This is a genomic window from Planctomycetia bacterium, from assembly GCA_034440135.1.
Classification (GTDB): Bacteria; Planctomycetota; Planctomycetia; order Pirellulales; family JALHLM01; genus JALHLM01.
The window spans coordinates 20,585-32,969 of record JAWXBP010000043.1 but is presented as its reverse complement, the minus strand read 5'-3'; the positions used below and the strand labels follow the sequence as shown (position 1 = coordinate 32,969).

Below are 12,385 nucleotides of genomic sequence, written 5' to 3'. Positions count from 1 at the left end.
TTAGGACATCACTTCGCATTCTTCACGTTGGTAGCACATGGTGTCGTGGCGCTCGGCATGGCGACTTGCTTGGCGATGAAACGCCAGCGAGAACTAGCAAAGTCGACGCTGCTGGGCATGGCCGCGGCGGTGCTGGCTGCGATGGTTGTTTACAGCCCTTGGTTGCCGGTGCTCATGGCGCAGGCGCAGCGCACAAAAGCCTGGTTCTGGGTGCCGTCGCGCGGATTCGCGGCGACTCTCTCGGCAATGTACGAATGGAACGTCGGCCGCCCGCCGGAGAGTGCATGGCTTACCGGCGCATTGCTCATCGGGCTCGTTGCCGGAGCGGTGGTATTGATGCGACGTGCGGCATTGGCGGGCTCGTTGTTCGGGTTGATGGTCACCTTGCCTTGGTTGTGTACGCTTGCCATCTCAGGGCTCGCCGGGCGTCCGTTGCTGCAGGAACGCTATCTCCTGTTCGCCGACGCTGGACTCTTGATGCTGCTCGGCGGCGTATACGTCGTGTTGAACTCCAACGCCACACGCTTCGCCTACCTGGCCACGTTGGGACTGTTATTTCTGCCGGCCACGGCCGCGTACATGTGTTCCTTGCCGACGGACACGCCAGCGATGGAGAAGGCGATGAACTCGCTGCGGAACCAATACCGCGACGGCGACGTAGTAACCGTCAGCCTACCGCAAACGGTGAACATCGCGAAATACTACTCGCACCGCGCCGGATTCGAGGTCGACGCGCGCGTGTACCTGACGCACGTCGCCGAAGGCGGGCAACCGATTCATACGACTTCGCTTCAAGCAGCGGAATTGCTTGCCGACGGCCCGCACGCGCCGCCTGCCGACTGCGTCCGCTGGTGGCGATTAGAAGTACAAGAGCCGTTCGCGAATTCGCGCGATGGATGGCGGCTTGAGTCGCATCAGGAATTCACCGGCCCTCCCGCCACGCGTGAAGTGGCTGGCAGCCATCAAGTGAGTTTGACGCTTTTCACGCGAGATCCTTAAATCGAACTGCCGTGCGTTCCGAACTCATCGAAGGCGATTTGACTATGGACGCACGCCGCGCAGTGACACTAGTCGAATTGCTCGTGGTGATCGCCATCATCGGCATGCTGGTGGCGATCCTGCTCCCCGCGATTCAGAACAGTCGCGAAGCGGCTCGCAAAGCGCAGTGTCAGAATCATCTCCGGCAAGTCGCGTTGGCGATCGAAAACCATCATGCCGCGTTTCGCCGCTTTCCGGCGGGCGGTTTCGAAGTCCCGCAAGGCATCGGCCCGGACAGCACTTCTTGGAGTTTTCTCGCCGCGCTGTTGCCCCGCATCGAACGGAACGACCTGCACCGCGCCGGCGGCGTGCCCAAGAAGACGCTGCGCGAAAGCGGCATCGCGGCGCATTCCATTGCCCTGTACCGCTGCCCGAGCGATGGATTTAGTACGTCCGGCCCGACCAGCGACGCTGGCAATCTGGAGGGCTTTGACGTCGGGCTGACGAATTACAAGGCCGTGATGGGCGCCAATTGGGGCGCCGACGGTTCGCAGCGGATGGAAGAAATCGGCACCGCTTGGCGCAACCCCAGCCGTACGAATTCGTTCGACGGCCTGGAGGACGGCGACGGACCGATGTTTCGCGCCGACCACGAAAAACCTCGCGGCCAGAACCATATTCGCGACGGGACGAGTACGACGTTTCTGCTCGGCGAAGCGTTGCCGGAGGAGGACCACTTCACCAGTTGGCCTTATGCCAACAACGTCTACAGCACCTGCGCGATGCCGCCCAACCTTGCCGTGGAAAGCCCGCACTGGTGGCCGAACGCGCAAGGGTTTCGCAGCGAGCATCCCGGAGGCCTGTTTTTCGCGATGTGCGATGGTTCGGTCCGTTGGGTGAACGAGAGCATCGAACTACGGCTATATCGCCAGCTGGCTACGATCCAAGGAGGCGAGCCGATCGACGACGCGGCATGGTAGGCGTTTCCCGTGGTTGATAGAATTTCAAAGCGCTGAACACTCGGCGGCAGCGCCGGGCGCGCCGCGACGGAATTGCTCTCCCTTAAGTCGACTGCTGTGACCTCAACCTATTTCAGTTCGCCCGCGCCGGAGTCGATCGTGACGCGCGAGAGGGCCACGCTTGCCTCGTATGCGATGCACAGCGAGACGAGTCGCGGCCGGCGGTATCCCGAATCGCCGCATCCCTATCGCGGGCCGTTCCAACGGGATCGCGACCGCATTCTCCATAGCAGCGCCTTCCGGCGATTGGCCTACAAGACGCAGGTCTTCACCGGCGATTTGGGCGATTATCACCGCAATCGGCTAACGCACACTTTGGAAGTCGCCACTGTCGCCAGGACCTTGGCCCGGGCGCTACGACTCAACGAAGACCTCGTCGAGTCATTGGCCCTGGCGCACGATCTGGGCCATCCGCCTTACGGCCACGCGGGCGAAGACGCGTTGAACGAATGCCTCGCCGAACATGGCGGTTTCTCGCACAACCGCCAGGGACTGCGCGTCTTGGAGTTGCTGGAGCAACGCTACCCGGAATTCCCCGGATTGAACGTCTCCGCGGAGATTCTCGACGGCCACGCGGCGCGAATCGACAAGCATTTCGACGCGGGCAATCTCATCGAAGTACAAGTCGTCGAAGCCGCCGACAGCATCGCCTACGACACGCACGACGCCGACGACGCGATGGAGCTTGGATTATTGACGCTGGACGAGTTGCTGAAGATCCCGCTCTGGCGACAGGCGCGAGAACAATTGCGCGAGAGTTACCGCAATCTACGCGGCAAGACGCTGCGGCGCGCGCTGTTGCACACGCTGATCGATTGGCAAGTCGGCGACCTCGTCGCACAGGCCGAGCAAGGCATCGCCGCGCACGGCATCCGCAGCGCCGAGGATGCCAAGACGGCGCCGACGATCGTACGCGCGAGCAGCCCGCTGCTGGAGCGCAAACGGGAACTGGAGCAATTCCTCTTTGACCGCGTCTACCGCCATCCGGACGTGCTACGACTGCGCGAGGAAGCGCAAACGTCGTTGCACGCGATGTTCGCCGGCTATGTGCAGCGCCCTGAGCTGATGCCGGAGAGATTTCGGGAGCGCATGCCGAGCGACGGCGTGGAACGCACCGTTTGCGATTATCTCGCCGGCATGACCGACCGGTATGCCGAACGCGAGTACCGGCGGCTCTTCGCGGGCAAGGCAAGCGAGTGATCGCCTTACAAAACAATCGTTACTTCGCACTCATCACATAAGCAATCACGTCGGCCAGGGCTAGCGGTTCGAGTTGCTGCTCTAGACCTTCGGGCATCAATGACATGCCGGTGCCGGCGATGTCGTCAATCTCCGCGCGGAGAATCGTATCTTCGGCCCCTTCGCCGCGGCGCAGAGTGATGCTCGTGGCGGTTTCGGCGGCCATGATGCCGGTCACCGCGCGGCCATCCGTCGTATTCACGACGTAGCTCACGAACAGCGGATTCACTTCACGATTCGGATCAAGGACATTCGTGAGAATCGCCTCGGGACCGCGCGAGCGCATCGCTGCAAGGCTCGGGCCCAGTTCATGGCCCACGTTTTCCAAACGATGGCACGCCGCGCAAACGCGCTGAAACGCGGTGCGGCCGCGCGCGACGTCGCCCTGCAGGCTCAACGCCGACTGGTATGTGTTCAATACCTCGGCGCGGGGTGACGGCGCGGTGTCGGCCAGTATGCGCCGAGCTTTCCTTTTGATTTCAGCGTCCGCATGACCGGTGAGCATTTTCACACGGGCCGCATCTAGTTCGCGCACGGAGAAATCGCCTTGTTCGATTGCTTGCAGTAACACGGCGATGTAGGTCGGCCGCGAACAAATCGCTTCCAACGCGGCGGAACGGGCGGAGGGGCTGAAGCCAGGCCAGTTCTCAAGCAGCAAGTTTGCCGCGGCCGGATCAGCGACCGCCGCGACGAGATGCAAACCCGCGAGTTGTAGTTCTAGCGGCGAGCGAGCGGAAAGCGATTCGGCAACCAACTCGTGCAGCGCTTCCCACGGCAGCCAACGCAGCATGCGCATCGCCGTCGCGCGTTGCGGAAGCGATGCTTGAGCATTGGTGGCCGTCGTTAGCGCCTGTTGGAGATTCTGCGACATGAGCTCGCGCAAACTCGCATCAGGAATGGCCTCGATGCGATTCGCCTGGCCGGTGCGCGCCACGGTCGCGGCGCAGAATCGATCCAACGCCGGCGCTAGCGTTGATTGTGTCTCGGATGGCGCATTGCGAAACGCCATTACAAGTGCCGCGAATTCCTCCGGCTCGTCGGCCTTGGCGACTTGCGCGGCGAGCGATTCCACGAACGCCGTCGGAAACGTGGCGTTCGGCGCTGAGGCGCTTTGAATCAACCGCGCCGCCACTTGCCCGGCGCCCTGCAATAGCGAACTCTGGAGCGCGAGCTGCTGCCAGCGATCGTCGGGGTAGCGCATCGCCAGCTCGCTCGCCAGTTCGACGCGCGTGTCCAGCGGCAGTTCCGCCAGCGTGAAGGCGATTTCGTAGTCGAGGTCCAAGTCCCCACGCTTCAGTGCCGTCCGAATCGCCATGACGAGCGATTCCGAGAGCTGGCGTCCCTCGCACAAACGCACCGCGTGCGTCGCGACGCGTGGATCGTGGTCGGCAATCGATTTCGCCCATTGTGCGTCGCTCAAAGAATTCAATCCGGCCAATACATAAAGCGCGTGCATTCTAGCGAGCGGCAGCGACGATTCCGCGGCGAGTCGCTCCAACTCCGGGACCGCGGCCGAATCTTGACGCGCGAAGAGCAGCCGCGCCGCCGTGTCGCGATGCCAGCCGTTCGGGTGTTCTAACAGCGCCGTCAGTTGCCGCGTGTCCAAGTCACTCGGCCGAACAACCTTCGGCTCCTTGAAGCCTTCCGGCACAATCCGATAGATACGCCCTCGATCGTTGCCGCTCGTCAAATCGAGATGCTGCTTGATGATTGGCGGCAAGCTGTCCGGGTGCTCGATGACTTCGCGGTACACGTCCAGGATATAGAGCGAACCGTCCGGCGCATTGGCGAACTGCGCGGGTCGGAACCAAATATCGGTCGACGCGACGAATTCCGACGCCTCGTCCATGCGCCGTCCAATGTATTCCAGTCCGTTTCGTTCGAGGCGCTTGCGATGCACGATGTTGCTGCCGACGTCGCCGATGATCGCTAAGCCGTGAAATTCCTCGGGCCAGGCGTCGCCCCGATAAATCGTCACGCCCGTCGCGCCGGTGAAGTAGCCGGCGGCGCGGCCCCCGCCTTCGATCGGGCCTGGCACTTTGCCGGCCACGCGCAGCGCGGTGCGCAATTCGCGCCAACGCTCGACCGGGCTGCGGCGAAACACCTCCGCCTGCGGACCGTCCGCCGCGATGCTCACGCGCGGGCCGGGCGCGGCCAATAGCGGATTGCGCGCGATACGGCGCTCCTCGAACATGACTTGCTGCAAGTGATCGCTATTGGAACTGACGAATTTTCGACCCCAATCGTCGAACGACATGCCATGCTGCGCGCCGCCGCTCGTGGCCTCAAGTTCTAGCGTGCGCGGGTCGAAAGCGAAGTCGCGGCCGTTCACATTCACGCCCGGCGCGTCAGGCTGATCGGGGCGGACGATGAGTCCACCGCAGGAGCTCGACGACCCGTGGATGCGATTGTCGAGTCCCCAATGAAAGCTGTTGAGCAATCCCTGCACATTGTGCCGCCGGAAGCCGGTGAACACGACACGCCGCTCGTCCGCGCGCCCGTCGCCATCGTTGTCGCGGCAATACCAGATATCCGGCGCGGCGCCGATGAACACGCCTCCGTTCCAACACGCGACCGCCGTGGGCCAGGAGATCTTGTCGGCGAACACAGTGGCGGCATCATATTTCCCGTCGCCATTCTGGTCCTCCAGCAAGCGCACTTGCCCGAGATGCCCTTCCTGGTCCTCGGAGTAGTCGCGCATCTCCACGACATACATCCGCAACCGGTCGTCGATGGCCACTGCGACCGGATCATTCACAAGCGGCTCAGTCGCGACGAGCTCCAACTGAAACGGCGGTTGAACTTCGAACGACGCCAAAGCATCCGCTGGCGCCAGCGGTGGCACGCGAACAAGCTCGGCGGCGAAGTCCGGCTGCGGTTCCTGCGCGACACCAAGCAAGCCAAGTTCATGCCAGGCAGTGCAGGCGAGCAAGGCGACTAAGTAAGTGTGAAAGGAGGGCACAGCCAGCATGTTCACGGCAGGAACTCGGGATCGCAGAAACAGGAGGGGAGTGAGCGTCGTACGGCATCAAGCCAAGCGACTCTGGCGGGAGTGACTGCGGCGCTTTCGACTGCGGAGATGGAACTCTGTGATTGCTCCGCATACCAGACCGCGGCCACGAGATTCATTTTCACCGCAGGGAGTTCAGGAATCAACACATTTCCCGCTACCGCCAGCCGAAGTGCTTCCGCCGCAAGCTCAAGCAGTTCAATGCGAAAGTCAGCATCGTCGGCAAGTGGATGATGCCAATGTCGCAACATGAGCTCCACGAGGAGCTCGGCCTCAAACAGCCCCGTGATGCGGAGCGACTCCTCAGCGATCGACATGCCAAAAACCTGAAATAAAGTTCAAGTCAATTTGATATTGAACAACGGCTGGCGCGATCGAATCAGCTCGGCCTCCAGAGCACGGCGGACGCGCGTCGGAGTGTCCGGCGGCAAAATTCGCAACTCCAAGTGCGCGCCTTCGATGCCTTGATCCCAGAGCCAGCGCGCGAGGCCCTTGTTATCCGAGTGATCCAAGTGCTTGGCTATTCGCTTGCGAAGATTCTCCGCTTCGCCGATATAAAGCGTCGCCGTAGGGCTATGAAAGAGGTAGATGCCTTGCTCCGCTACGATCGACGCAACGTCGAGCGCCGAGATAGCGCCCATACTCACGGCTACCGGCGAGACAACACGCGCCAAAAGTTCCGGAACAAGCTTGCGCTGCTTTCTGAGGCTGAAAACCGCCCAGCGGTATCGCAAAGCATCGAAGCCGGGCGCGATCGAAGCGGCCTCAGCGTCGAACTCGGCGACCAACTCCGGTGTTGAGACAATCACGTCCCAACTGACGCCGTGCTTCAGCTCCATATGCCGCGCCGCGATTTCGCTGGCATGGCGATACTCTTCCTGGTCGCGAAATTCCGTGCGCCGCACCTTCACCGTGCTACCCAGGTCGCCCGACTTGCGAAGATTGAGCAACGCAATGTTCAGATCCCGCACCGACACGGTCAGGCCAGCCTGGCGACAAGCTTCGATAAATCGGGGGTTTAGTTCAGGATCGGCGACGACGCGATCGGCGGAGAAGCCGTCACAAACATGCCTGAACGCTGATGCGAGCCGCTCCTTCATACGCTTAACACGGCCGCCAAGTCCTGGATGTTCAGCATCGGGCGGTATTTCTGAATGCATGTGGACTGAATTGCAACAGCACAACGGTGCTGTCGAGATTCTCGTGTCTTTTTCGTCGTACTTACGCCAACGTGGCTAGGCACCCGCGCGATCCGGGCGCCCACGACACGCAAATCGGACCAACCGGGAGACACGCTCAATTCAAATTGTCGCCTCAATTGACGATGAAGATCAACCGATGCGCCAACGTACACCTTTTGACCATTTTCACTCTGCAACATGTAAACGCCAGGAATCGCAAACCCCTCTTTTCGCAAGATCTGGTCCCATGACTTCATGCCCTGCAACTGACACGTGGCGACTTCCTCGCTGAAATCCTTTCGATACTCACGAAATTCCCTTGCATATTTACGCAAGGCGAGCGCTGCCCATCGATATTCGAACGGCGTGCGACCAGGACAATACGCCTGTGCGCGCCGGTCAAACTGGGCTGCAAGCTCCTGATCGCATAAAATCTCATCCAAAGTCAAATGAGTACTCGACGTCATCTCCCGCAATGCCATCTCGCTGGCAAATCCGAACTCATCGATTTCCTCGCGATTCAGAATTCGACGCCGAATCACTTCCAGTTTTGGCAGCTCCTTGGCCTTTCGGAGCCGCAGAAGAAATCGATTCCAGTCAGTTGCTTGTCCAGGCAATGACCGGCGTTGACAGCCACTCACGAACGCTTCATTGATCTCAGGATTTGCCAGCACGTGATCGACCGACAAGCCCGCCCTCGCCGCTTCAAACGCCTCAATGATGCCCGACTTCAAATCGAGCGCTCGCGCGCGTGGCGTCGTGGGCGCGCTACGCTGCGGCTCCGCCGAGCCATCCAGCGCCTGTCCTTCGCGCACGCCGTTCAAGCGCTCGCGGATTTTCGCCGCATAGTCTTTCGACAACTCGAATCCCTTGTGCTGCCGGCCAAGCTTCTTGGCAACCACCAGCGTCGTGCCGCTTCCTCCGAAGGGATCGAGCACAAGATCGCCCGGGTTGGAGGAGATGCGAATGATTCGCCCCAAAAGCTGCTCCGGCATCTGGCAGCCGTGAAAGCCTGCGCGCTCTTTGAAGGTTCCCGCGACGCGCGGGAAATACCACGTATCCTGCTCGGCGGCAAATCCGTCCGGGACGTCTTGCGGGCGCAAAATCCAGGTGTCGTCGGGAAGTCGGCCATCGGGATTGGCGCGACCGTCCGCATAGACTAACTGCCGAGCGGACGGAACGCGCACGTTCGCGTCTTGAGCGTTGAACGTGAATTTGCCGATGCGCCCATCCTTCACAAAGTGAAACAAATGGGCGTGTGAGCGATTGAACTTTTGGGTGCAGTTGACGCCAAACGTGTAGTACCAGATCACCCAACTGCGACAAGTTAGGCGCAAATCATTCTGGGCAATCAACTTGAGTTCGGCGGCGTATTCATCGCCAATCGCCAGCCAGAATGTCCCCGTCGGCTTGAGCGCACGGACCACGCCGCGCATCCATTGCCGGCTCCATTCGAGATACTGCTCGTAGCCTTTGCGGTCGTCGTAAACATCGTACTTGTAGCCGATGTTAAACGGCGGATCGGCGAACGCCAAATCCACGCTGCCGGGCTCCAACTCCGCCAATTTGGCGACGCAGTCCCCTTGTTCAATTCCAGATTGCCACACAACAACGCTCCCACGATTGTTGCGGCCAAGCGCGCCAGTAGCGGCGCCTCGCCAGTGTACTTGTGTCCATTGTGGTATCGTACCAGATACACTTCGGAGTTCAAGCAGGTTACCCGCGCTGATCGCTCCGGTATAGTGATCGCTCGCTCAGATTGCATTTCGCCACAGCCTTTCTTTCGTCACCGCCATGAAACTCGCCATCTGCAACGAAACCTTCGTCGATTGGCCCCATGCGCGGGCGTTTGAGTTTGCGCGGGAGTGTGGGTATACGGGCATCGAGATTGCGCCGTTCACGTTGGCGAAGGACGTACGGGCGGTCACTCCCCAGCAAATCCAGGAGATGCGGTCGCTGGCGGAACGGTTCGAGCTGGAGATCATTGGGCTGCACTGGCTATTGGCGAAGACCGAGGGGTACCACCTCACGAGTCCGGACGCTGTGATTCGCCAGGCAACCACGGAGTATCTCCAGGACTTGGGCCGCTGTTGCCGTGAATTGGGCGGGTCGGTGCTGGTCTTTGGCTCGCCATTGCAACGCAATCTCTTGCCGGGCGTGTCGCACGAGCAGGCGACTGAGTTCGCCGTCGAAGTGTTTAGCGCGGCGATGCCGGTGTTGGAGGACTTAGACGTCATCTTGGCCGTGGAACCTTTGGGCCCGGCAGAGGGGAACTTCCTGCTGACCGCGGCGGAAGCCGCTGCGCTGATCGAACGCGTCGGTTCCACGCATTGCCGGCTGCATCTCGATTGCAAGGCGATGTCCAGCGAAGTGCAATCGATTCCGGAGATCATTCGCCAGTATGCGCCGCTGCTGACGCACTTCCATGCGAACGATCCCAATCGGCGCGGGCCTGGCATGGGGGACTTGGAATTCCTGCCGATTCTCGAAGCGCTGGCGCAGATCGACTACCGCGGTTGGGTCTCCGTCGAAGTGTTCGACTACAGCCCCGGGCCGGAGCGATTGGCGAAGGAGAGTATTGATTATCTCCGTGAACGCGTTGAGCAGTTGATGGGCTGAGCGCGATTTCGATTCGCCATCTTCTCCTCATCAGGTATGCGGCTAATCCGCAAGTAACTTTCGCGGCGCGCTCATCAAGTCCGCATATTTGCTTGTTAAAATCCTGCCCGACAGCAGGAACGTATGCGGCGGAGTTCACTCTCCTTTCCTACCCTGGCGCACCAGGAACTCAGCCGCGCCGCCCGTGGGCTCGATTGACTCCCGCGATAGCCCCCCCCCTCTCCCACGGGCGGCCCGTTTCTGTGCAATCAACGTCAGAGTAGGTCGCGCTCCGGTCACTTACGTTCCCGGCTCTATCGGAGCGAGTGCCGAACTACTACTCGACCACGTCGACGGCGCGGACGCGGCGGACGAGTAGCGCCAGGCAGGCGAGGCAGATTCCGCCGACGATCCAGGCGGCCCAGATGGCGAGTTCCCGGTCCATTTCGCGCTCGAAACCGCCGAAGATCAGGCGGCCGACGTAGCGGATATCGCGCCAGGGGTCGAGCAATTCCCAATAGCGGTTGTCCGTCGTGCGGCGAATCGCGTTCGCCATGCCGCTCATCAAGACGAACAGGCAGGACCAGGTGATCGCAATCGGCGCGATCGTTTGCAAATACGCCGAGAGCGTCACGATCCAAATGCTCAATACGACGCAGAGTACGAGCCCGTAGCTGAGAATCGAAACCGCGATTTCCCAATTGTCGAGCCAATAGTCAAACGACGAGGTGAACATGCCGTACTCGACGAACAGCAACAACGCCGGCAGGCTGGTCAAGAGCGCAATCAACGAACTGACCGCCAGCAGCTTTCCGATGATGCAGTGCGCGCGATCGATCCGCCGGGACAAGTAGAACGGCAGCGCTCGAGTGCGAAAGTCCGCGCCGACGAGTAAGCTGCCGGAAAAGGCGAGCAGGATCATCACGATCAGGCTTTGCCCTTCCATGAACTTGACATAGCCGGAGTCCTTGGCGATGTCCGGCTGCGTGCGGAAGTCGAATCGATTCAACAACTCACCGCGGGCCTCCGGAGGAATCGGCAACTGCGTCGTGGCGTAGATGATCGACCAGAAAATCAGGAAGTTCAGCATCCCGAGCGCCAGCACGAACCAATATACGCGCCGCCGCAGCACTTGCAGAATCGCCACACGTACCAAGGCGAGGCAGCTCCACCACGGCGATTCCAATTCGCCCTGCCAGCCGTGATAATGTGCGACGTCGATGCCCATGTGAGTTACGGAATCCAGTGGTGCAAAATAAACGATTCGGGTTGTGTGCGATGCTAAGTAGACTGCGCGGTGGTAGCTGCGTTTGACGCCGAAGTCACTCGGAAGAACAGTTGCTCCAGGTCTTCTTCTTCGGGCCGCAGATGGGTAATGGTCGCGCCGGCCGCTTGTGCGAGAAGAAAGAAATCCCGGGTTTCCCAGCCGTTTCGCGTGGTAACTACGGCCCGATTCTCTTCCGGCTGAGCGACCACAACGTGACCGCGCGCCTTAAGCGCCGCGAGCATCGCGGCCGAGTCTCCGTCCCAGCCGATCTCATAGCGATTCGCCGTCTGCGCACACAGCACCGCCATCGGGCCGCTCTGCACGACCGTACCGCGATGCAGCACCACGAGTTGTTCGCAAAGTTGTTCCACGTCGCTCAGTAAATGCGTGCAGAGGATCACGCTCTTGCCGGTTTCCGCGATCAGGTCCTCGATCAATCGCAACATCGCCATCCGGCCGGCGGGGTCCAGTCCGTTGGTCGGTTCGTCCAACAACAACAACTGCGGGTCATGCACTAACGCGGCGGCCAGTTTCAATCGCTGCAGGTTGCCGGCGGAGTATTCTTCCAGCCGACGATAGCGCAGCTCGCCCAGGCCGACGTAGTTCAACACCTCGTGGGCGCGGCGCCGGGCGTCACGGTGCGGCATGCCGTAGAGGTCGCCGGAGAGCGTGACGAACTCGACTCCCTTGAGCATCGACACTACGGCCGCGGCCTCCGGCATATACCCCACGCGGCCGCGCAGCGCCCGGGAATTGTGCCGAATATCGCAATCCAAAATCGTGCCGTTGCCGGCGTCCGGCTTGAGCAGCCCGAGCAGCACTTTGAGCAGCGTCGACTTGCCGGCGCCGTTGTTCCCGACCAGCCCGATAGCCCCCGGCTCCAGCACGATAGTCACATCCCGCAGCGCCTGCACTCTCCCGAAATTGCGGCTGACGTGATGAATGTCGAGAAGAGGCATTAGGGGACTGTCGAAGAACGAAATCCGAAGGTCAAAGTCGCGCCAACCGTCTCACTCACAATGGCGTCCCACCCATACTAGCCCGACGCGCCAGCGAGGGGGAGTTGACGGGGCAAATTGCTTGCCGGCCACGC

The 12,385-nt window shown here is 61.0% G+C and carries 10 protein-coding genes; 4 read left to right on the top strand and 6 right to left on the bottom strand.

What is annotated here, in order from left to right; translation table 11 throughout:
- The 3 genes from SGJ19_02320 to SGJ19_02310 all read left to right on the top strand — a co-directional run.
- The coding region (locus SGJ19_02320; protein MDZ4779071.1) for a hypothetical protein at positions 1-999 on the top strand (999 nt) is incomplete at its 5' end.
- A 44-nt stretch (positions 1,000-1,043) separates the two neighbouring features.
- Complete coding sequence (locus SGJ19_02315; protein MDZ4779070.1) at positions 1,044-1,958, top strand: DUF1559 domain-containing protein; 915 nt, start codon at positions 1,044-1,046, stop codon at positions 1,956-1,958.
- Between the two features lie 96 nt (positions 1,959-2,054).
- A complete protein-coding gene (locus SGJ19_02310) occupies positions 2,055-3,197 on the top strand; it encodes a deoxyguanosinetriphosphate triphosphohydrolase (GenBank protein ID MDZ4779069.1) in 1,143 nt (380 codons plus the stop codon).
- A 19-nt stretch (positions 3,198-3,216) separates the two neighbouring features.
- On the opposite strand, the gene SGJ19_02305 is transcribed toward SGJ19_02310, so the two are convergent.
- Genes SGJ19_02305 through SGJ19_02290 form a run of 4 tightly spaced genes read right to left on the bottom strand, consistent with a single transcriptional unit; the run spans position 3,217 to position 9,034 of the window.
- Positions 3,217-6,207 carry a PVC-type heme-binding CxxCH protein gene (locus SGJ19_02305; protein MDZ4779068.1) on the bottom strand — a complete coding sequence of 997 codons (2,991 nt, stop codon included), beginning with the start codon at positions 6,205-6,207 and terminating at the stop codon, positions 3,217-3,219.
- Positions 6,208-6,209: 2 nt separating this feature from the next.
- Positions 6,210-6,563, bottom strand: coding sequence for a hypothetical protein (locus SGJ19_02300; protein ID MDZ4779067.1), 354 nt, complete (start codon positions 6,561-6,563; stop codon positions 6,210-6,212).
- 21 nt (positions 6,564-6,584) lie between these two features.
- Positions 6,585-7,346: a GIY-YIG nuclease family protein gene (locus SGJ19_02295; GenBank protein ID MDZ4779066.1), complete on the bottom strand. Its 762-nt coding sequence runs from the start codon at positions 7,344-7,346 to the stop codon at positions 6,585-6,587.
- Entirely contained in the window at positions 7,343-9,034 is a 1,692-nt protein-coding gene (locus SGJ19_02290; protein ID MDZ4779065.1) for a DNA methyltransferase, read from the bottom strand. Before SGJ19_02290 ends, SGJ19_02295 begins: the two co-directional genes overlap by 4 nt.
- A 187-nt stretch (positions 9,035-9,221) precedes the next feature.
- On the opposite strand from SGJ19_02290, the gene SGJ19_02285 reads away from it, so the two are divergent.
- Positions 9,222-10,046, top strand: coding sequence for a sugar phosphate isomerase/epimerase family protein (locus SGJ19_02285; protein MDZ4779064.1), 825 nt, complete (start codon positions 9,222-9,224; stop codon positions 10,044-10,046).
- 316 nt (positions 10,047-10,362) lie between these two features.
- Here the strand turns inward: SGJ19_02285 and SGJ19_02280 are convergent, their stop codons facing one another.
- Both SGJ19_02280 and SGJ19_02275 read right to left on the bottom strand, forming a co-directional pair.
- Positions 10,363-11,253 carry a hypothetical protein gene (locus SGJ19_02280; protein ID MDZ4779063.1) on the bottom strand — a complete coding sequence of 297 codons (891 nt, stop codon included), beginning with the start codon at positions 11,251-11,253 and terminating at the stop codon, positions 10,363-10,365.
- A gap of 53 nt (positions 11,254-11,306) precedes the next feature.
- The gene (locus SGJ19_02275; GenBank protein ID MDZ4779062.1) at positions 11,307-12,251 is read right to left on the bottom strand and encodes an ABC transporter ATP-binding protein; all 945 of its coding nucleotides are present in this window, start codon (positions 12,249-12,251) and stop codon (positions 11,307-11,309) included.
- Positions 12,252-12,385: the final 134 nt, after the last annotated feature.